Below are 21,420 nucleotides of genomic sequence, written 5' to 3'. Positions count from 1 at the left end.
AAAAAATAGGAAACATGATAGAAAAAAGAAATATACCAATTTCTCTGCCTGTTACAGGGTTAGAAGAATGGGAAGCAATCAAAGAACCTTTAATGAGTGGTTGGTTAACATCTGGACCCAAGGTTAGGCAATTTGAGCAGGATTTTGCAAAACGACATAAAGTTAATCATGCTATCGCTGTTACCAGTGCTACTACAGCACTTCATTTGGCTTTAGCTGCATTAGATATAAAAGAAGGAGATGAGGTTATTGTGCCTGCGTTTACATGGGTTTCTACTGCAAATGTAGTTCTTTATCAAGGAGCCAAAGTAATCTTTTGTGATATTGATCCAGCTACTTTTAATATCGATCCGGTTAAATTAAAAAATAAAATTTCTCCAAAAACCAAAGCTATAATGATAGTCCATTTATTTGGCCTTTGTGCGGATATGGATGCTATAAAAGAAGTTTCAGGTGATATTCCATTAATTGAAGATGGAGCCTGTGCTGCAGGTGCTGCATATAAAGGTATTCCTGCTGGTGGACTTGGAGATATTGGTTGTTTTTCATTTCATCCCAGAAAATCTATTACAACTGGAGAAGGAGGAATGGTTACAACAAATAATGATGCATTAGGAGAAAAGATGGGAATGCTTAGAAATCATGGAGCATCCATATCAGAAGAGCAACGTCATCATGGGCCAAAACCATTCATTCTTCCAGATTTTAATATGATGGGGTATAATTATAGAATGACTGATTTACAAGGTGCGGTTGGAGTAGTTCAATTATCTAAAATTGATCTTTTTATAAACGAACGTCAAAAATGGGCTGATTTTTATAAAAAAGAATTAGCAGGTATCGAATGGATAAAACTACCAGAGATTTCTTCAGATTTTAAACATGGTTGGCAGAGTTTTGTAACTTTAATAGACGAAGAAAAAGCGCCATTTAGTAGGAATACTATTATGGAAAAACTGCAAGAACAAGGTATATCTACTCGCCCGGGAACACATGCAGTTCATATGCTTAATTTTTATGCTGAAAAATATGACATACAACCAGATGAATTCCCTGGAGCTAAATTGGCAAATGATGCCTCAATGGCAATTCCATTGCATAATAGAATGACCGAGGAAGATTATAAGTATGTTGTGCAAACAATTTTGTCGCTATAGTTATTTTCAAAGATAATAAATGAAGCTTAGTTATATAGATCACATTGATGTACTTAGAGCTATTGCAGTGCTATTAGTAATACTGTTTCATCTTGATTTTAATTTTGTAAAAGGCGGTTTTATAGGAGTTGATGTGTTTTTTGTAATTAGCGGGTTTTTAATTACTAGAATTTTAAAACACGAATATGAAATAACGAATACTGTTAGTTTTAAGAACTTTTATAGTAGGAGAGCGAGACGCTTACTTCCTTCATTGTTTCTAATGCTTTTTGTGGTATTCATAATGAGCTTTTTAATCTTTGCACCAGCAGATTTTATACGTCTTTGTAAAGTAATGCTAATGTCTTCATTGGCGGTTTCTAATTTTTTCTTTTTAGGTGAAGCAGGATACTTCGATATTTCAGCAAGTCTAAAACCTTTATTACATACCTGGTCATTAGGTATAGAAGAACAATTTTATTTGATATGGCCTATATCACTACTATTGATTCTGAAAATTAAAGATAAGATAAGTAGTAGAGGTGTGATTCTATTTTTATTGCTATCTAGTTTAGTAATAACAGTTTTGGTAAATTACTATGGAGAACCAAAGTTTTTAACCACATTATTTACAGAAAACACAGATTTTTATAAAGATCAAAATGCATTTCAGTTTTTTCTTTTACCCTTTAGGATTTTTGAATTTTTAATTGGGGCGAGTATAGTCTGGATGTTTCCTTTAAAGATTAAATCAAACATAGTTAAAGAAGTTGTTCTGATTATGGGGATTACTTTATTGCTATTACCATCAATATTTTTTTCAAAAGACACCCCTTTTTTAAGTACATTAAATATAATTCCATGTATTGGAGTAGCGATTCTAATTGTTATTGGTAAAACAAATTTATCTCGACCCCTTTTTGAAAACAAATGGTTAAAAAAGATTGGAAATATTAGCTATACCTGGTACTTATTTCATTGGCCGATTATTGTTTTTTATAAATACATTATAGAAAGAGAGTTGGATATAATTGATCAATCATTTTTATTTTTTGTATCATTACTTGTCTCTCTTATTGTGTTTAAGTATTATGAAACTCCATTACGATATAAATCATATAGAATTTCAATTAAAAAAGATGCTTCACTAGTTTATCTTATGATAGGATGTGTTTTATTAATAGTGATTATTAGAAATGATGTAATTAATAAGAATGGATGGGTTTGGAGAGTTCCGGATGCTAATATTGAACTTGCTCAAAAATTAAAGAATCCTGATGAATTTCATAAAAATAATTATGGAGGTGCTGATTTACCTAAAATTGGTTTTCTGGGTAAAGGAAGTGGTAATCATACAGATTTTGTATTAATGGGGGATAGCCATGCAAGGCATTATTCTTATGGTTTAATTAATAATATCAATAAAAACAACGGAAAATCTATTGTTGTTTCTAATGTTTCAGGTTTTGTGTTACCAGATTTCGAAAGAAAAGGAAGTGAAGCTACTCAAAAAAAAAGAGTGAATTATGCTTTAGAATTATTAAATTTAAATCCTAATGCTGTACCCATTATAAGTCACGATTGGTATTTTCAGATGGAAGTAAATAAGGTTTTAAATGACTCTTTAGGTGTTTTTGAGGATATTAATATTTCAGAAAAGGGTTATGAAATGGTTATCAATAAAATCAAAAAATTCCATAAATTGATAGGAAACAGAGACATGATAATCATTGGAAATGTTCCTAAGCCTTTTTCAAAAGTGCCCATTCATAAGTCACTTTTTAAACCTAAGTATTTACAATATTTTTCCCCTGTAAAGTCCTTTTATCGACAAGATAGTATTAGTTTAAAAACAAATGGATATCTTAAGAATTATGCGGATGAGAATAATAATATCTACTTTTTAGACCCTGTAAACGTTTTTTGTGAAAATGAAAAATGTATACAATTTGAAAATGGAAAGATATACTATAGTGATGGTTCTCATTTGTCAAAAGAAGGATCGTTGAAATTTGTAGAATATTACGAAAAAGAAATTTTAAGAATTTTAGAATTATAATATATGTGCGGAATAGTTGGTGTTTTTAATATAAATGAAGAAGCTGTATATAGAGACGAATTAAAAACGATGACATCTCAAATTGCACATAGAGGACCAGATGGCCAAGGGTACTATGTGAAAAAGAACATAGGCTTGGCTCATAAGAGACTTGCCATCCTTGATACATCTGATAAGGGGGCTCAACCCATGGGCTCTAAAGAAGGAAGATGGATTGTAGTTTTTAATGGGTGTATTTATAATTTTTCTGAGTTAAAACAAGAACTTAAAACAAAAGGACATACGTTTGTTTCTGAAACGGATACTGAGGTAATTTGTGAAGGATTATCTGCCTATGGTACATCATTCTTTGAACGATTAAATGGGATGTTCGCCATTGCAGCATGGGATACACAAGAAGAAGAATTGTATCTAAGCAGGGATAGATTTGGAATAAAACCTCTTTATTATTGGTTTAATGGAGAAACACTTTGCTTTTCTAGCGAAATAAAAGCGATTATAAAACATTCAGATTATAAAATAGATGTTGACCTAAAAGCTTTAAACGAGTATTTTACATTTCAAAACGTATTTTCCTATAATACCTTGTTTATGGGTGTAACTATGTTACCTCCTGCAAATACAGTAAAAATAAATAAGGATTCGACCTATGTAAAACATAACTCCTGGTGGGATTATGATTTCACAAAGACGGATGAGAGTATGTCTTTTGAACATGCAACATCAGAAACAAAAAAACTTTTTAAACAAGCTGTAACAAGACAAATGATCGCAGATGTACCTGTTGGATCATATTTGTCCGGTGGAATGGATTCGGGTTCCATTACTGCGGTAGCTTCAGAACAGGTAGAGAGGCTGTCAACGTTTACTTGTGGCTTTGATATGAGTGAAGTAACAGGAAGAGAAGCAAATTTTGATGAACGCCGTGATGCAGAGTTAATGGCGAACCATTTTAAGACTGAGCATTTTGAGCAAGTTATGAATGCAGGAGATCTGCGTTGGTCATTGCCTAAGTTAGTATATCATTTAGAGGATTTAAGAGTAGGAATGTCATATCCTAATTATTATATTTCAAGGTTGGCATCAAAATTTGTAAAAGTTTGTTTACAAGGTACAGGCGGTGATGAATTATTTGGTGGATATCCGTGGAGGTATTATAAAGTTTTTGATGCTTTGGATCAGCAAGAATTTTTTGACCAATATTATGATTTTTGGCAGCGCTTAGTACCGGATACCGAAAAAGAAAACCTTTTTACTAGAGAAGTATTTGAAAAGATTGATATTGATGAGCCTAGAAAAGTGTTTGAAAAAGTGTTTACTTTTAATGAAAAATTAAAATACGATACACCTGAGCAGCATATTAACAATTCACTTTATTTTGAGATAAAAACCTTTTTGCCAGGACTCTTTTTAGTAGGAGATAAATTGGCAATGGCGCATGGTTTGGAAGAACGTTTTCCGTTTATGGATAACGATTTAGTTGATTTTGCTATGAAAGTTCCTGTCAAACACAAACTGGGGAATCTTTCAAAAGAAATAGCACAGATAGATGAAAATAAACTATCTAACGAAAAGAAAACACTATCGTATAGAGAATATGATGACGGAAAGAATGTATTAAGAAAAGCCATGCTGGATTTTATTCCGGATACCATTATAAATAGAAAGAAACAAGGATTTTCTGCCCCTGATGAGAGTTGGTATCGGGGAGAAAATGCAGTATATGTGCAAGAGTTATTATTAGGAGAAAAAACAATAAGCACAAAATACATAAACAAAGAGTACATTCATAAAATCGTAAAAGAACATATAGAAGAACACATTAATCATCGTTTATTGATTTGGTCTTTTATGAATTTTGAATGGTGGTGTAGAATATTTTTAAATGGAGAAACTGTTAGGTAAATTAAAAGAATTATTAGCTTTCAAAAGAGAAAGTATGAAAGTTGATTATAATAGGGTTTTACCCATTGGAGAATTATTGTCCGATAGATGGGAAAAAGCAAAATATCTTGGTTTTGGTGAAGGAACAAGCATTTATGACAGTGCTGTGGTTATGGGAGAAGTGAAAATAGGAAAAAACACTTGGGTAGGACCGTATACCATTTTGGATGGCTCTGGAAAGCTTACTATAGGAAACAATTGCTCAGTATCTGCAGGAGTACAGATATACACACATGATTCTGTTCAATGGGCAATATCAGGAGGAGAGGCCTGTTACGATTATGAAAGGACCACTATAGGAGACAATTGTTATATAGGCCCTAATACAATTATTAGTAAAGGAGTTGTTCTCGGAAAAGGAACCGTTGTTGGTGCTAATAGTTTTGTAAATAAATCATTTCCAGAAGGAAGTAAAATAGGAGGTAATCCTGCCAAACAATTATAATTATGATCAAGTTTGAACCAAATATAGAAAAGACAACGCTAAAAATCTGCAGTAGATGTATTTATGACGAAAGAGTAAATGGGATATCTTTTGATCAAAATGGAGTCTGTAACTATTGTAAGCAAATAGATAGTTTAAAATTACAATATAGCACAGGTGAATCAAAAGGAAAAAATGACTTAGATGCAATTGTAGAAGAGATTAAAAAATCCGGGAAGGGGAAAAAATATGATTGTGTAGTTGGTGTAAGTGGAGGAACAGATTCTTCCTATATGTTGTATTTAACAAAAAAATGGGGATTAAGACCATTGGCTGTACATTATGATAATACCTGGAATAGTGCAATAGCAACAGAAAATATAAGAAAAGTATTAACAGCTTTAGATATTGATCTATACACACATGTAACAGATAATAAAGAAGCTGATGATATATTTAAGGCATTTTTTAAAGCCGGTGTAGCAGAAATAGAGGCATCTACAGATTTGGCTTTGGCAGAAACCATGTATAGGGCTGCTGCAAAATATCGTGTTAAATACATCTTTGAAGGACATTCGTTTGTAACAGAAGGAATTACACCTGTTGGAAGGAATTATTTTGACGGTAAATACATAAAGTCAATCCATAAAAAATATGGTACTATGCCTATTAAGACATATCCTCTAATGACTTTTTCTAGATTTTTGTATTGGACTATTTTCAAAAGAATAAAGAAAATTAGACCGTTTTGGTACCTTGACTATAATAAAGAAGAGGCTAGAGCATTTTTGGAAAAAGAATATGATTGGAAATATTATGGAGGGCATCATCTGGAAAATAGAATGACAGCATTTTATCATAGTTTTTATATGCCTCGAAAATTTAATACTGATTTTAGAAATAATACACTTTCTGCAAGAGTTCGATTGGGTAAATTAACCAGAGAAGAAGCATGGAAAGAATATAATACCGAACCACATCTAGAAGATGATTTGTTGGAATATTTTAAGAAAAGACTAGCATTAACTGATAAAGAATTTGAGGATATAATGAATGCTCCTACAAAGTCTTGGTATGAATTTCCAACATACAAAAAAAGATTTGAAAGGCTAAGACCATTATTTCTTGCTTTGGCTAAGGCAAACCTGGTGCCTATGAGCTTTTATTTAAAATACTGTTTTCCTGCTAAACTGAATAAATAAATGATTACAATTGTAGATTACGGAATGGGCAATCTCGGCTCTGTTTTTAACATGTTTAAAAAAATAGGGGTAACTTCAAAAATCACCTCTGATTTAGATGAAATTAAAGTTGCCGAAAAAATCTTATTGCCCGGCGTAGGAGCATATGATAATGCCATGAAAAGGATTAATGACTCTGGATTAAGAGAAATTCTGGATTATAAAGCTTTAGAAGAAAAAGTACCTGTATTAGGTATATGTTTGGGAATGCAATTACTTACGTTGAGTAGTGAAGAAGGAAAAGAAAAAGGCTTAGGATGGATTAAAGCACGCACAAAAAAATTTCAATTTAAAAAGGAAGAAAAACTAAAAGTTCCACATATGGGTTGGAATAGAGTTTTTACAACTACATCAAATAAACTAACAAATAACCTACCTGAAGAGTCCCGGTTTTATTTTGTTCATTCCTATTACGTAGAAGTAGAAAATCAAGAGAATTCTATACTTAAAACTCAATATGGAATTGAGTTTGATTCTGCTATACATTGTGAGAATGTATATGGAGCTCAGTTTCACCCTGAAAAAAGCCATAAATTTGGTATGAAATTGTTTGAAAACTTTGCTAAACTATAATTATGCTATTAACCAGAGTAATTCCTTGTCTATTATTAAAAGACGATAGCTTAGTAAAAACGGTTAATTTTAAAAAACCTAGTTATATAGGAGACCCCGTAAATACTGCCCGTATTTTTAATGAGCTTGAAGTAGATGAATTAACAGTTTTAGATATAACAGCTACTAATAAAAATAAACAACCAGATTTTAAAATACTTTCAGAATTAGCCAATGAATGTTTTATGCCATTAGCCTATGGAGGAGGTATACGAGATTTTGATTCTGCCAAAAAACTCTTTGAAATAGGCATAGAAAAGGTGATTATAAATTCTTATGCTTTTGAAAACCCAAAGTTTATTACTCAATTAGCAAAGCACTTTGGTAATCAAGCCGTAGTAGTGTCAATAGATGTCAAGAAAAACAAGTTTGGAAAATATAAAGTGTATTCAAACTCTGGTAAGAAAAAGCAAAAAATTGATGTTGTGGATTGGGCAAAAAACCTAGAAGAATTGGGTGCAGGAGAAATTATTTTAACAGCAATACATCAGGAAGGAACTTGGAAAGGATTTGATACAAATTTAATTGAACGAGTATCAAATGCAGTAGATATACCTGTAATTGCTAATGGAGGAGCATCTTCTATTGATGATATAAAAAAAGCTGTGAATGAAGGACATGCTTCAGCAGTTTGTCTGGGTAGTATGGTCGTTTATCAAAATAAAGGAATGGGAGTTTTGGTCAACTTTCCAGATAGAAGTAAATTAACAAAAGCATTAGAGAAATAAGAAAGGAATATAGATGAGAAAAGTGGCGTTGATTGGCAATATGAATAATAATTTTAGTGCTTTTTGTAGATATCTTCGTGATGAAGGTATCGATGCCCATTTATTTTTACTTCAGAGTGATTATTTTCATCCTTCTGATGATTCTTTTGCCGATGATTGGAAGAGCTATACATTTCAGTTAGATTGGGGTGGATTAGATACTTTCGATTCAAAAAGTTTTAAAGAAGTAAAAAAAAAATTTAGTCAATATGACCTTACCATTGGTTGTGGGACTACTCCAGCTTTTTTCCATAAGGCGGGTTTAACGTTAGATGTTTATATACCTTATGGAGCCGATCTATACGATCTTCCTTTTTTTAAAATCGTTAAACCAAGTTTATTATGGGCCAAATGGTCGAGTGCAAAATCTCAAAAGAAAGGCATTCGAGAAGCAAAACATATTTTTATGGCACCTACAGGAGGACTTTTGGAAGATTTCCTAAAAAAAGTAGCTCCTGATGCAAATGTTTTTAATGAAGGAGTTCCTATGCTATATTATAAAGAGCTTTATAGTGATTCCTTTTATAAAGAAAGAGAAAAATCTGAGATTATTAAGACAATTCAAAAGATTAAACTACATAAGAATCAGATTATTTTTCATAGTTCAAGGCACTATTGGAAAACAACTACCAGCGAATTAAGTATTAAAGCGAATGATTATCTTTTTAGGGGTTTAAAAGAATTCATTAACGAGACAGGAAACAAATCGAATTTTCATATAATCACGTTTGAATACGGAGTTGATGTACAGCATAGTAAAGATTTGATAAAAGAGTTAGAAATAGAAGATCATGTTACCTGGATACCAAAATCTCTAAGAAAAGATGTAATGATGGCACTTAGCATGTCTGACATTGTGGTTGGGGAGTTATACCATAGCTATTTTTCTTATGGTATAATATATGAAGCATTGGCTTTAAAAAAATTGATTATTCATAAGAGGATAGATGATCAGTATAAAGAATATTATGATGAGTTGTATCCTATGTGTTATGCGGATAGTCCTCAAACAATTAAAGGAATACTATGTTCTTGTGCAAATAATGAAATAGATGTTGATAAAGTAACTCAACACGGCTTTGATTGGTTTGATGTTTATTTGATTAAGAGACCAATTAACAAAATACTTGATATTTTAAAATGGGATTGTTAAAAAAAAGTATCACAGATACTATTTACTATTTTATAGGTGTTTCTGGTAGTAAAATTATTGGGTTTTTAATAATACCATTTATAAATACCTTTTTTACGGTCGAAGAGTTTGGGAGATATGATTTGTTTTTGGTTGCTGCCAGTTTTATTTCCTTATTAATCGGATTAGGATTTGATTCTGGATTTGCTATTATTATTGTAGATAATAAAGATAACAAAAAGTTATTGGGGTATTTATTTACAAGATCACTAGGTATATCTTTTTTGGTATTAATGGTATTATCGTCTTTTGGTTACTTTATTAATTATAACTATAACTTTTTTTCTTTTACTGAATTCCTTTTACTTATAGGGTATGTCTTTACAACTTATATTTCGGCATCAATTTTTAATTTTATCAGATGGTTAGGTAAAGCTAAACAAGCTTCATTTGTTAACTTTATTTCTTCCTCACTTGGTATTGTAATGGCTTTCTTATTTGTCTTTTTTAAAGAGCAAAAGCAAATAGATAGTATTTTCCTGGGAATGACTCTTGGAAATCTGATAGGTATGTTGATTTCTTTATTTATTGTCAAAGAATATTTCATATTTGAGAAGCTTAAAGAAGGACAAGATAAACTGAAAGAATTATTGCAGATTTCGATTCCATTTATCCCAACGTATTTGTCAAATTATTTAATAGCTTTTAGTGACAGAATAATTATTGTAACTTTAATAGGTGATTTGTATTTTGTTGGTCTATATGCATTACTATATAGAATTGCCCAGATAGGAAATTTATTGTTAGGAATAATTTCTAAAGGGTTTTTGCCAGTTATGTACAATAATTATAATACAGAAGAAGGGAAGGCCTATAATAAAAAGGTTTTCGATTATTTTAATCTGTTATTAATTCCATTATTCTTCGTTATTTTCTTCGTAAAATCTCTTTTAATCAATATTCTGGGAGGTAAGAATGCAGAAAATTACCTTGAGTATAGTAACCTTCTTCCTGCAATTTTTTTGGCCATAATTATTTTTGGAGGTATGTCGATCAATGGTTTTGGATACACTATTAAAAGGAAAACTCCATATATTTCTATAATTACGTTGTCGGGTGTTGTAATAAATTTTGTGCTTTCTTATATTTTAATGCCTTATTTAGGGTTTTCGGCAATTATTATGTCAACATTAATTGCTTCAATATTTTCAGCAATATTATATACCTTTTTTTCAGAAAAACTCTATGAATTTAACTATAACATGAGAATGATGATTGCAGTATATTCTATTCTATTTATATCGAGTATGTTTTTAATTCAATTTAATATTACACTCAAATAATAGAATATTGTATTTTTGCCGATTAACGATAAAAAGATATACCCTAAGCTATAATTGAATAAAAATTATTAAAAAAGGAAATCATTTTTTGCTTTTGAGTTACATAAATAGGCGATACGTGATCAGTAGTAAGAAGAAGTGAATAATATGAAAATTAATAGTATAAATTTAGGATTTATTTCTGCAATGATACTATTGCCAATATGTGCAATATATTACCAGGATTTTTCTATTTTGATTACATTTTTCTTTTTACTGTATTTAGGTAGATTTATACTTAATAAACAGGTATATACCGTAAAAAAAATGCAGAGATTTTCCTTTTTGGTAAATGTATGTGGTGCGGTAATTATTACTTTTTGCTTCGAATATCTCAACAATACCTGGTACTCTGCAGGGCAAGATGATTTTGCTTTTTATTCAATAGCTAATGATTTTTCTAAAGGGATACGTGATTTTGATTTTGATGGACACCGGTTTGAATGGTCTTCTGTTCAATATAAATTATATGTATGGATATTTGCATATTGGTATAAACTACTTAATATAGTTGGTATTAAGGGGAATCTATTTTTTCATTTAAATATCATAAACTCATTCGTAGCATCATTTATAGCGCCTTGTATTTACAAGATAGGTCTTCAGTTGTTTGGAAATAAAAGTGTTACATCAGAAAAAGCAGCTTTTTTCTGTGCAGTATTCCCTCCTTTTGTCTATTATTCTGGAGCAATTATAAGAGATACATGGATTATTTGTTTTTTTCTGATGATCATTTATTTAATATTAAGCGATAAGAAGTTTATAAAAAAACTAATTCTAATCTCTATATTAATTGTTTCTATTTTTTATCTGAGAAAATCTAGCGCTGTATTTGTAGTTACACTTATCTCTTTGTACATTTTATTTAATACCAGAAATGTTTACATTACTTTCTTTATAAATAGAATTGTTCCTGTTGTAACTTTGATGATACTAATGGTGTTTTTTATTGCAATGCAACTACCTACACCCAAGATAGCACCATCTAATACAGATATATTAAATTATATTAATTATACAACAAATTATTATAGAGATTTAGCAACAAGCGAATCTGTTCAAAATTCAATAGGATTACGTTTACGATTATCAAATAACCCTATCGTACTTTTAGTTTATTATATATACTTTTATTTTAGTCCAATTCCGCCAAAGTTTATCAAAGACTTTAATATTATAAACCTTTACCTAGGAATAGGGAATATTTTGTGGTACGTTCTCTCTCCATTGTATTTCATTCACACTATCCAGCTTAAAAACGATGTTAAAAATAAAATTTTTGTTAGAGCGTATTTTTGGTTTTTGATAATTGTACTCATCATGGTAGGAACAGCAACAGGAGAACAGCGACATTTGCTTTTAATTTATCCTATCGTACTACTTTTTTCTATAGATTATATTGTAAACCACAAAAATCAATTCTATAAATACCTTTTAATTTTCTTCTTCTTGTCCTTATTTGGTGTATTGATATATGCTTTATTAAAAATGTTAATATGAAAATACTTTTAGTAATAGATAACTTAAATTCTGGAGGAGCGCAAAGGCAAATTGTCAATTTGGGTATAGGGCTCAAAGAAATAGGGAATGAAGTACATTTTTTAGTCTACAATCAGGGGGATTTTTTTGAGCATATTCTCGAAAATAACAACATTGCAGTTCATAAGTTTTATAAAAGAAATAAATTTGATGTACTATCTCTATTTAAGGCGATAGGGTTCATGAAAAATCAAAAGTTTGATGCCATAGGTGCATTTTTGTTTACCCCTAGCTTATATGTATTACTATTTAAATTAATTACGTTTTCTAAGACTAAAGTTTTAGTTTCAGAACGATCGTTTCATTCTGAAAGGGAGGAAGATTATAGAAAAAAAATAATTAGAAAGTTATATAGAGTTTCAAATGTAATTACTGCGAATTCTATTTCACAGACAAACTACTTAAAATCTTGTTTTCCAAAATTAGTGGATAAAATAGTTTATATACCTAATGGTTTGAATATTGATGATTTCAAAATAAAAACAGAACATCAGCCTAGTAATATTCTTAAAATAGTTAGTATAGGTCATATAAACTCTAATAAAAACACTAAGTTACTAATAGAAGCTGTAAAAATTTTAAGAGATACTTATAATATTGAAACTCAGGTTGAATGGCTAGGGAGAACATATGAATTTTTAAATGAAAAGAATATCTATTTTGAAGAATGTAAAGAATTGATATCTAAATATGAATTACAAAATCATTGGAATTGGGCAGGTAAAGTAAAACAAATACAGAATTACTTATTGGTTTCAGATGTATTAATACACCCTTCTATAGGAGAAGGATTTCCAAATGCAATTTGTGAAGGATTAGCCTGTGGATTACCAATCATTGCTAGCAATGTAAATGACCACCCTCATATTATAAAAAATCATTCTAATGGGTTTTTATTTAATAATAACGATTTGGACGATTTGATTGATAAGATATTAAGGTTTAAAAAATTATCAATAGAAGATAAAAGAACAATGGAAAACCAAGCTAGAAAAACGGCTGAAAATAATTTTCAATTGTCAAATATGGTTGCTAAGTATAATGAAATGTTTAGTTTGTGATGATCAAAGGAGTTGAATCATTTTTTAGTACTGTAAAGGTACAGATTTTCTTATTTTGTTTGGTTGTTTTTACACTTCCTCTAAAACACAATTTTAATTCAATCAGTATTATTTTGTTGCTTATTTTTAGCTTAGGTAATTTCTATGTAAAACGAGATAAAATAAAGTTAGACTTTAAAAATGGAAAATGGTTAATTTTATTTTTTAGTGTAGGGTTATTGGCAATGATATACACAGAAAATAATAAAATTGGATTTCAGCACTTAACAAAAATACTACCGTTATTGGTTTTTCCCATCGCATTTTCTATAGTTAAATTTCAAGAAAAACAGAAAAACAAAATTCTTTGGGTGTTTTGCATAAGTTGTTTGATTGCATCGATTTTCTTATTTATAATTAACCTATACACTTATTCTAATAACCCTATTAGTAATGTTTGGTATTATTCAGGGTATACAGAAAATTTGGATATTCATCCTGCTTATTATATATTATTTTTGATTTTCAATGTCTTTTTTTTGTTTGAAGAACTATTAAAAAGCACTTCACAAAAAAAGACAATTATGATTTCTATTTTTGGGTTGGTTTTTTTAATACAAATACTTTTTCTTCAATCTAGAATAGGTCTTATTTCATTTTTTATTACCTCTCTTATCTATTTTTCAACAACCATTAGAAAGATTAGAAAGAAATATATATTGGTTATATTTTTGTTAGTTAGTATATCTTTACTGATTGCTTATTATTTTAATTTTTTAAATCGATTTGTAGCGATTCCAGATTCGATTAATGAGAGAGTAACCATATGGCAAGGTTGGTGGAATGTATTTAGAGAAAGCCCATTTTTTGGTTATGGCACAGGTGATGCACAACAAGCTTTAGACCAAGGTAATTATCTGCTTGGAAATGATTTTTTCATTTTCTATAAATACAACACACATAATCAATATTTGGACATCTTACTAAGGTATGGGATTGCTGGTTTTTCTGTTTTTCTGCTAATGTTGTTTCAATCCTATAAAATAGCATATCAGAATCGAAATGCGCTTTTATTAATATTCCTTATTTTGATCTGTATATTTTTTCTTACCGAGAATATTTTACAGAGGCAACATGGTATTGTGTTTTTTTCTTTTTTTTACCTATTATTAAGCGATCAAAATTTTAATGAAAAATAACTTTAGGATATTATTGATAGTGCTATGGTGTAACATGATATTTGCACAAAAGAGTGAGGTTTTTATAAAATCAGAATTGCCAGTAATAAAAGTACTTTATAATGGCGAACTTGATGCTATATTTTTTAATAAAACCAATAAGAATGAAATACACGTAACTTCATATGATAATAAATATTCTGCAATTTTTGGAGGGCTAGGTTTTGCCGTTTTAGACTTTGATGTATCAAAAGATGGTAAATATTTGGTTACTGCTAATCAAGATAAATCAATTATTATTTGGGAAATTAAAACAAAAAAAATACTTAAACACTTTCGACCAAATCAAGAGACATTACATGGTGTTTCTTTTTTTGATACTACTAGTTTTTTGTCTTTTGGAGAGAAAGGGAAACTTAAAAAATGGAGTATTAATGCTGAATTGTTATATGAAATAAACGTTTCGAATAAAGCTTTGAATGCTATTTCAAAATTCGACAATACTATTATTGTAGGGGGTTATGATAAGCGTATTAGAATGATTGATAATCAAACAAAAAAAATAAGGTTTGAAATGAATATTGGAGAAATCATTACTAGTATTTCGATTGATAAAACAAAAAAAAACCTTTATGTTGGAGATATAAAAGGAACACTTAATATTATCAACCTTGAGCAATCAAAAATAGTTAAGACAATTGATCTTCATCAAAGTGTAATTACAGATATATGCTTTGTAAATCATCAATATGTAGTTACTTCTAGCTGGGATAAAATGATAAAATTCACAGATATTAAAGACTTTAAAATTAAAAAAACTTTCTCTGACCATAAAGATTATATTTTTTCACTAACAACAAGAAATAAGGAATTATTTTCATCTTCAAGAGATAAGAGGATACGAATATGGAATATGGAAGAATTAAAATTGTAGAGTACTTTTTTACAGATATAAATGTAGTTTGAAATATGCCAAAAAGCCTCTTGTCAAAAAATATGTTTATGTTCATATAGAATATAATAAATTTTATATTAGAATAAGACTTTGCAGGTTGTAAAAAAATATTGACTGAATAAAAGCATATAGAATTGGAAAAAACAATAACATCAAATCCGATATTATTAATAGGGAAAATACCTCCACCTATAGGTGGGGTTACAATTCATGTACAAAGATTATTAGAGAAACTGAAAACAAATTATGAAGGTAATTTTCATTTTAAAACTCTAAATAAAAAGAATCTATTGCTTTCTTTCTTGTTTATTTTGAAGTATTCATATTTTCATATACATACTTCAAATGTTTATTTACGGCTATATTATGTTTTACTAGGAAAGATATTCGGATCAAAATGCATAATTACAATACATGGGGATATTGGAAGATATAACTCAAAATTGAAAAACAAACTAGACGTTTTTGTTTTGAAATGTGCAACTTATCCAATACTTCTGAACGAAAATAGTTTGCAAAAAGCATTAAGATTAAATAAAAACTCAGTATTGATATCATCATTTATTCCACCAAATATGAATAAAGAATTCATGAGTGATGACTTAAAAGAAAATATAGTTCAATTTAAATCTATATATAAGAACGTTTTCTGTACTAATGCATATAATTTTTCTAAAGATAAAAATGATAGTGAGATTTATGGAATTTTTGAAATAATCAATTATTTTACTGATAATCAGGATAAGGGGCTGATTTTTTCGGATCCTTCAGGAGCTTATTTGACAGAATTTAGAAAAAGAAATATAAAAACACCAAAAAACATATTACATATCACAGGAGATCATTCCTTTTTTAAAGTATTGAATCTTTCAGATTTTAGTATCAGAAATACTTCAACCGACGGAGATTCTATTTCGGTTAAAGAATCATTATTTTTAAATAAAATTACCTTTTGTACAGATGTTGTGAGTCGACCAAAAGGTGTGTTTTTATACAAGCGAGGTGATTTAAAGAATACAATACATAATTTTTTTAACAATTCTATCTCACAACCTCATAACAATTTGGTAGTTGATGGATCTGTACAAATTATTGAATTATATAAAAATATAAAATGAAACAAATCATACAAGATCTTAAGAACGGAGAAACAATCTTAGAAGAAGTACCTGTGCCTATGATAAAATCTGGACACGTACTTATAAAAACTACTAAGTCACTAGTTTCGTTAGGAACCGAAAGAATGTTGGTAGAATTTGGGAAGGCAAACTTTATTCAAAAAGCACGCCAGCAACCAGATAAAGTTAAAATGGTCTTAGATAAAGTAAAGACAGATGGTCTTAAGCCCACCATGGATGCTGTTTTTAATAAATTGAACCAACCATTACCTTTAGGGTATTGTAATGTGGGAGAGGTTATCGCCGTAGGTAGAGGAGTTACAGAATTTAAAGTGGGTGATAGAGTAGCTTCTAATGGGAACCATGTAGAATATGTAAATGTCCCCAAAAACTTAGTAGCTAAGATTCCTGATAATGTAACAGATGAGGAGGCGGCTTTTACCATAATAGGTTCTATTGGTTTACAAGGGATACGATTATTAAATCCAACTTTTGGTGAAACTATGGTTGTGGTAGGTTTGGGACTTATAGGTCTTGTTACCGCAGAATTATTGCTTGCCAATGGATGTAATGTTATTGGGTTTGATTTTGATCCAGAAAAAGTAAAAATTGCAAAAGCAAAAGGAATTATAGCCATAAATCCTGCAGAAGGTACAGATCAGGTAAAATTTGTAGAATCATATACAGAAGGAATCGGTGCAGATGGCGTTATTATTACCGCTTCTAATAAGAGTAATGAAATTATATCCCAGTCTGCCAATATGTGCAGAAAAAGAGGTAGAGTCGTATTGGTGGGAGTTATAGGATTAGATATAAGCAGAGCAGATTTTTATGAAAAAGAAATTTCTTTTCAGGTATCTTGTTCTTATGGACCAGGACGATACGATGAAGAATATGAACAAAAAGGAAATGATTACCCGATTGGTTATGTACGATGGACAGAGAAAAGAAATTTTGAAGCTGTATTAAAGGCTATTTCTAGAGGAACACTGGATGTAAAACCATTAATTACAGAAAGAATCCCTTTACAGGACTACCAGAAGATTTATGGAGACATGGGGAACTCAAAATCGATTGCTTCGATTCTTGAGTATGATAGCACAGAAGAGATAACATCTACAGTAGCAATTTCTAAGAAAAGTTTCGAAGGTAAAAAAGGGGTGATCGGTATTGTCGGTGCAGGTAACTTTACAAGTTCTACTATACTTCCTAACTTGAAAAAAATTAATGCAGATATAAAATATATAGCTAGTTCTGGAGGATTGTCTTCTACAATTATGGCCAAACGTCATAATATTGCAAATTCAACCTCAAACTACAAAGAAATTTTAGAAGACAATGATGTTGATTTAGCGTTTATCACTACACAGCACAATATGCATGCTTCAATGGTTTTAGAAAGCCTCAAAGCTTCTAAAAGTGTTTTTGTAGAGAAGCCACTAGCACTTACTAGTACAGAATTAGAAGAGATCATTACAGAATATAACATTCAAAATGTAAATGTTTCGGTTGGATTTAATAGACGTTTTGCTCCTTTGGCAAAAAAAATGAAAAAACTTTTGGGTAACGATAATACTCCTATCAATATTATAGCGACTATGAATGCTGGTTTTATTCCTGCAGATGTATGGGTACATGATATGGAAGTAGGAGGTGGTAGAATTATCGGTGAGGCATGCCATTATATAGATTTGTGTACTTATTTTTCAGGAAGTAGAGTGACAGCTGTTTGCATGAATGCTATGGGAACAAATCCCGAAGAGAATACAGATAATGCCAGTATTCTTTTAAAATATGAAAATGGGACTAACGCAGTAATCAATTACTTTTCAAACGGAAGTAAGGCATATTCCAAAGAACGATTAGAGGTATATTCTCAAGAACGTACCTTGATTCTGGATAATTGGAGAAAGTTAAAATCCTTTGGGTTTAAAGGAGGAGGAAAAACTTCGTCTAAACAAGATAAAGGCCATTATAACCAGTTTAAAGAGTTGATAGAGCAGCAGCAAAAAGGAGGAAATCCTATCATTCCTTTTGATGAGATAGTAAACACTACAAAAGCATCATTTGCGGCTATAGAATCTCTTAAGCAAGGAAAATGGATAGAAGTAAATTAGTATTACTCATACATACGGTAAAGCACCTTAAGTTTAAACAAGTCTACTATCAAGTTTTTTATAAGGTTAGGAATAAGTTTTTTAAAAGGGATTATGCCAAAAAATTAGAAAAAGAAATAGAACCTTTAAAGTGGAATGATTCTTTTTTTTATCCAAATAGTTTTACAAAAAAGAAGAGATTCATCTTTCTTAATTTATCGCATCAGTTTACAGATAAAATAGATTGGAATTATGCTAATTTCGGAAAACTATGGACCTATAACTTAAATTATTTTGATTTTTTAAATCAAGAAGAAATTAGTGTAAGCGAAGGACTGGAATTGATCAAAGACTATTTGAAAAATGGAGAGAATTTAAAAGATGGAAAAGAACCATATCCTATTTCGTTAAGAGGTATTAATTGGATTAAGTTTTTATCAAAAAATAACATTTCTGATGCAGATATTGATCAAGTATTATATAATCACTATCAAGCATTAATTCATAATTTAGAATATCATTTATTGGGAAATCATTTACTCGAAAATGGATATTCATTATTATTTGGCGCCTTTTACTTTAAAGATGAGGTTTTGTACAAAATTGCAAAGCAAATTTTAACTGAAGAATTGTCTGAACAAATACTATCTGATGGCGCTCATTTTGAGCTTTCACCCATGTATCATCAGATTTTATTACATCGCCTATTAGATTGTATTAATCTTGTAAAAAATAATCCTTGGAAAGAAGATAGATTGATGGTTTTTTTAGAAGAGAAAGTCACTGTAATGCTTTCTTGGTTGCAAGGAGTTACCTATCGTAATGGAAACATTCCGATGGTCAATGATAGTACTTATGATATAGCGCCATCATCAGATCAATTATTTGTGTATGGATCCTATTTAGGTTTACAATGGGGTGAAATAAAAGTTTCAGAATCAGGGTATAGAATGTTTAGGAAAGATAGGTATGAACTTTTTGTAGATGTAGGTCAGATTGGTCCAAAATATCAACCTGGTCATGCACATTCTGATACATTTAATTTTGAATTATATGTAAAAGATAAACCAGTTATTGTAGATTTAGGGATCTCTACTTATGAGAAAAATCAATTGAGATTAGAAGAACGGCAAACCGCGAGTCATAATACAGTAAAGATTGGCTCACATGAACAATCAAAGGTTTGGGATGGTTTTAGAGTAGCAAAACGAGCCAGTGTCATTAGCTTAAAAGAAGATAAGTACAAAATAGAAGCAACCCATAATGGATATAATGAACTTGGTCTTTTACACACTAGGAAGTTTTTTCCTGAAACATCTGCAATTACTATTACAGATGTGATTTCAAAAGAGACAGAGCAAGAGCAAGTTGCTTTTTTTCATTTTCATCCTGATATAAAGGAAGTAGAAATTTCAACAGCTCAAGTATATTTACCAAATGAAAATATTGGAATAAAATTTGATAATAATTTATTGAATATCGAAACAGAAAATTACGAGTACGCTTTAGGATTTAATAAGAAAAAAATAGCAATAAAAATAAAAGTGTATTTTAAAACCACTTTGTCGACCACTATAAGTATATAAAAACATAATGAAGTTACTTTTCCTGACTGATAATTTTCCTCCAGAAGTTAATGCTCCGGCAACTAGAACCTATGAGCATTGTAGAGAATGGGTGAAAAACGGCGTAGATGTTACTATAATTACTTGTGCTCCAAATTTTCCAAAAGGAAAAGTGTTTGAAGGATATAAAAATAAATTGTATCAAAAAGAAATAGTAGATGGCATAAAAGTTATCCGTGTTTGGACATACATATCTGCGAATAAAGGGTTTTTGAAAAGAATCCTAGATTATATGAGTTTTATGATAAGTTCTTTTCTTGTTGGATTATTCATTAAAACAGACCTTATTGTGGCTACTTCACCACAGTTTTTTACAGCAATTTCGGGTCGGTGGCTAGCATTTTGGAAGCGCAAAAAATGGATTATGGAAGTAAGAGATTTATGGCCTGAATCAATAAAAGCTGTCGGCGCTATGAATACAAACCCTGCAATACGTTTTTTTGAATTTTTAGAAAAAAAAATGTATAAAAATGCATCTAAAATTGTGGTGGTAACCAATTCTTTTAAGAAGATTTTAGTTGAAAAACACAATGTTCCAAGTTCAAAAATAGAAGTAGTAAAAAATGGAGTTAATTCAGATTTATTCGCCCCTATAGAAAAGAACTCGGGATTATTAAAGCGACTACGTTTAGAAAATAAAATAATAATTGGATACATAGGAACCCATGGTATGGCACATGCATTAGATTTTATATTAAAATGTGCTCAAAAAATTGAAGACAAGCAAATACATTTTTTGTTTTTGGGAGATGGGGCAAAAAAAGAAGAACTATTACAACTTAAAAAAGAACTAAAATTAGATAATGTTACAATGTTGCCTTCAGTTTCAAAAAAAGAGGTTGTAGATTATATTTCTATTTTAGATATAGCTTTAGTTAACCTGAAAAAATCAGATACTTTTAAACATGTAATTCCTTCAAAAATTTTTGAATTATGTGCAATGCATAAACCAATATTATTAGGAGTTGAAGGAGAGACTAAAAAGCTAATTGAAGACTATATGGTGGGAGTAACGTTTGAGCCCGAAAACGAAGAAGATTTTTTAGAAAAAACCATAGTTTTAAAAAACAATCCAGTAAATAAAGAAAACTTTAAAAATGTTATTAAGGATTTTGACAGAAAAAATCTGGCAAAAAAAATGCTTATGTTTATTAAAGATTAAATTTTAATCT

At 30.0% G+C, this 21,420-nt stretch carries 17 protein-coding genes; all 17 read left to right on the top strand.

Annotated features, from left to right (window positions below; genetic code table 11):
* The first annotated feature begins 14 nt into the window (after positions 1-14).
* The 17 genes from DG435_RS16865 to DG435_RS16785 all read left to right on the top strand — a co-directional run bounded on the left by DG435_RS16865 (position 15) and on the right by DG435_RS16785 (position 21,410).
* Positions 15-1,157 (top strand): DegT/DnrJ/EryC1/StrS aminotransferase family protein, encoded by a 1,143-nt coding sequence (locus tag DG435_RS16865; RefSeq protein WP_106793786.1) that lies wholly within the window; start codon positions 15-17, stop codon positions 1,155-1,157.
* Positions 1,158-1,176: 19 nt separating this feature from the next.
* Positions 1,177-3,195, top strand: coding sequence for an acyltransferase family protein (locus tag DG435_RS16860; RefSeq protein ID WP_106793787.1), 2,019 nt, complete (start codon positions 1,177-1,179; stop codon positions 3,193-3,195).
* Positions 3,196-3,198: 3 nt separating this feature from the next.
* Positions 3,199-5,100 carry an asparagine synthase (glutamine-hydrolyzing) gene (asnB, locus tag DG435_RS16855; RefSeq protein WP_106793788.1) on the top strand — a complete coding sequence of 634 codons (1,902 nt, stop codon included), beginning with the start codon at positions 3,199-3,201 and terminating at the stop codon, positions 5,098-5,100.
* On the top strand, positions 5,081-5,584 hold the full coding sequence (locus DG435_RS16850; protein ID WP_106793789.1) for a DapH/DapD/GlmU-related protein: 504 nt from the start codon (positions 5,081-5,083) through the stop codon (positions 5,582-5,584). The genes asnB and DG435_RS16850 overlap by 20 nt, the downstream gene beginning before the upstream one ends.
* A 2-nt stretch (positions 5,585-5,586) precedes the next feature.
* Positions 5,587-6,765, top strand: a complete 1,179-nt coding sequence (locus tag DG435_RS16845) for an N-acetyl sugar amidotransferase (protein ID WP_106793790.1) — start codon at positions 5,587-5,589, stop codon at positions 6,763-6,765.
* On the top strand, positions 6,766-7,377 hold the full coding sequence (hisH, locus tag DG435_RS16840; RefSeq protein WP_106793791.1) for an imidazole glycerol phosphate synthase subunit HisH: 612 nt from the start codon (positions 6,766-6,768) through the stop codon (positions 7,375-7,377).
* Positions 7,378-7,379: 2 nt separating this feature from the next.
* Entirely contained in the window at positions 7,380-8,144 is a 765-nt protein-coding gene (locus DG435_RS16835) for an AglZ/HisF2 family acetamidino modification protein (protein ID WP_106793792.1), read from the top strand.
* Positions 8,145-8,157: 13 nt separating this feature from the next.
* Positions 8,158-9,336, top strand: coding sequence for a hypothetical protein (locus DG435_RS16830; RefSeq protein ID WP_106793793.1), 1,179 nt, complete (start codon positions 8,158-8,160; stop codon positions 9,334-9,336).
* Positions 9,324-10,658, top strand: coding sequence for an oligosaccharide flippase family protein (locus DG435_RS16825; RefSeq protein WP_106793794.1), 1,335 nt, complete (start codon positions 9,324-9,326; stop codon positions 10,656-10,658). The genes DG435_RS16830 and DG435_RS16825 overlap by 13 nt, the downstream gene beginning before the upstream one ends.
* A 147-nt stretch (positions 10,659-10,805) precedes the next feature.
* The gene (locus DG435_RS16820; protein WP_106793795.1) at positions 10,806-12,197 is read left to right on the top strand and encodes a hypothetical protein; all 1,392 of its coding nucleotides are present in this window, start codon (positions 10,806-10,808) and stop codon (positions 12,195-12,197) included.
* On the top strand, positions 12,194-13,297 hold the full coding sequence (locus tag DG435_RS16815) for a glycosyltransferase (RefSeq protein WP_108840637.1): 1,104 nt from the start codon (positions 12,194-12,196) through the stop codon (positions 13,295-13,297). Before DG435_RS16820 ends, DG435_RS16815 begins: the two co-directional genes overlap by 4 nt.
* A gap of 563 nt (positions 13,298-13,860) precedes the next feature.
* Complete coding sequence (locus tag DG435_RS25600) at positions 13,861-14,475, top strand: O-antigen ligase (RefSeq protein ID WP_159025554.1); 615 nt, start codon at positions 13,861-13,863, stop codon at positions 14,473-14,475.
* Positions 14,465-15,388, top strand: a complete 924-nt coding sequence (locus tag DG435_RS16805; RefSeq protein ID WP_106792465.1) for a WD40 repeat domain-containing protein — start codon at positions 14,465-14,467, stop codon at positions 15,386-15,388. Before DG435_RS25600 ends, DG435_RS16805 begins: the two co-directional genes overlap by 11 nt.
* A gap of 155 nt (positions 15,389-15,543) precedes the next feature.
* Positions 15,544-16,527, top strand: coding sequence for a glycosyltransferase family 1 protein (locus DG435_RS16800; protein WP_106792464.1), 984 nt, complete (start codon positions 15,544-15,546; stop codon positions 16,525-16,527).
* On the top strand, positions 16,524-18,644 hold the full coding sequence (locus DG435_RS16795; protein ID WP_106792463.1) for a bi-domain-containing oxidoreductase: 2,121 nt from the start codon (positions 16,524-16,526) through the stop codon (positions 18,642-18,644). Before DG435_RS16800 ends, DG435_RS16795 begins: the two co-directional genes overlap by 4 nt.
* A complete protein-coding gene (locus DG435_RS16790) occupies positions 18,626-20,209 on the top strand; it encodes an alginate lyase family protein (protein ID WP_106792462.1) in 1,584 nt (527 codons plus the stop codon). The genes DG435_RS16795 and DG435_RS16790 overlap by 19 nt, the downstream gene beginning before the upstream one ends.
* 7 nt (positions 20,210-20,216) lie before the next feature.
* A complete protein-coding gene (locus DG435_RS16785; RefSeq protein ID WP_106792461.1) occupies positions 20,217-21,410 on the top strand; it encodes a glycosyltransferase family 4 protein in 1,194 nt (397 codons plus the stop codon).
* The last annotated feature ends 10 nt before the right edge of the window (positions 21,411-21,420 follow it).

Source organism: Aquimarina sp. Aq78 (assembly GCF_900299525.1).
In the GTDB taxonomy this organism is placed as follows: domain Bacteria; phylum Bacteroidota; class Bacteroidia; order Flavobacteriales; family Flavobacteriaceae; genus Aquimarina.
Note: the sequence above shows the minus strand (reverse complement) of the source record. Positions and strands in the feature narration are given on the sequence as shown.

What these genes read in the sequence shown, in the direction of transcription:
- DG435_RS16865 (WP_106793786.1), top strand. Translation starts at nt 15, where the DNA reads ATGATAGAAAAAAGAAATATACCAATTTCTCTGCCTGTTACAGGGTTA.
- DG435_RS16860 (WP_106793787.1), top strand. Translation starts at nt 1,177, where the DNA reads ATGAAGCTTAGTTATATAGATCACATTGATGTACTTAGAGCTATTGCA.
- asnB (WP_106793788.1), top strand. Translation starts at nt 3,199, where the DNA reads ATGTGCGGAATAGTTGGTGTTTTTAATATAAATGAAGAAGCTGTATAT.
- DG435_RS16850 (WP_106793789.1), top strand. Translation starts at nt 5,081, where the DNA reads ATGGAGAAACTGTTAGGTAAATTAAAAGAATTATTAGCTTTCAAAAGA.
- DG435_RS16845 (WP_106793790.1), top strand. Translation starts at nt 5,587, where the DNA reads ATGATCAAGTTTGAACCAAATATAGAAAAGACAACGCTAAAAATCTGC.
- hisH (WP_106793791.1), top strand. Translation starts at nt 6,766, where the DNA reads ATGATTACAATTGTAGATTACGGAATGGGCAATCTCGGCTCTGTTTTT.
- DG435_RS16835 (WP_106793792.1), top strand. Translation starts at nt 7,380, where the DNA reads ATGCTATTAACCAGAGTAATTCCTTGTCTATTATTAAAAGACGATAGC.
- DG435_RS16830 (WP_106793793.1), top strand. Translation starts at nt 8,158, where the DNA reads ATGAGAAAAGTGGCGTTGATTGGCAATATGAATAATAATTTTAGTGCT.
- DG435_RS16825 (WP_106793794.1), top strand. Translation starts at nt 9,324, where the DNA reads ATGGGATTGTTAAAAAAAAGTATCACAGATACTATTTACTATTTTATA.
- DG435_RS16820 (WP_106793795.1), top strand. Translation starts at nt 10,806, where the DNA reads ATGAAAATTAATAGTATAAATTTAGGATTTATTTCTGCAATGATACTA.
- DG435_RS16815 (WP_108840637.1), top strand. Translation starts at nt 12,194, where the DNA reads ATGAAAATACTTTTAGTAATAGATAACTTAAATTCTGGAGGAGCGCAA.
- DG435_RS25600 (WP_159025554.1), top strand. Translation starts at nt 13,861, where the DNA reads ATGATTTCTATTTTTGGGTTGGTTTTTTTAATACAAATACTTTTTCTT.
- DG435_RS16805 (WP_106792465.1), top strand. Translation starts at nt 14,465, where the DNA reads ATGAAAAATAACTTTAGGATATTATTGATAGTGCTATGGTGTAACATG.
- DG435_RS16795 (WP_106792463.1), top strand. Translation starts at nt 16,524, where the DNA reads ATGAAACAAATCATACAAGATCTTAAGAACGGAGAAACAATCTTAGAA.
- DG435_RS16790 (WP_106792462.1), top strand. Translation starts at nt 18,626, where the DNA reads ATGGATAGAAGTAAATTAGTATTACTCATACATACGGTAAAGCACCTT.
- DG435_RS16785 (WP_106792461.1), top strand. Translation starts at nt 20,217, where the DNA reads ATGAAGTTACTTTTCCTGACTGATAATTTTCCTCCAGAAGTTAATGCT.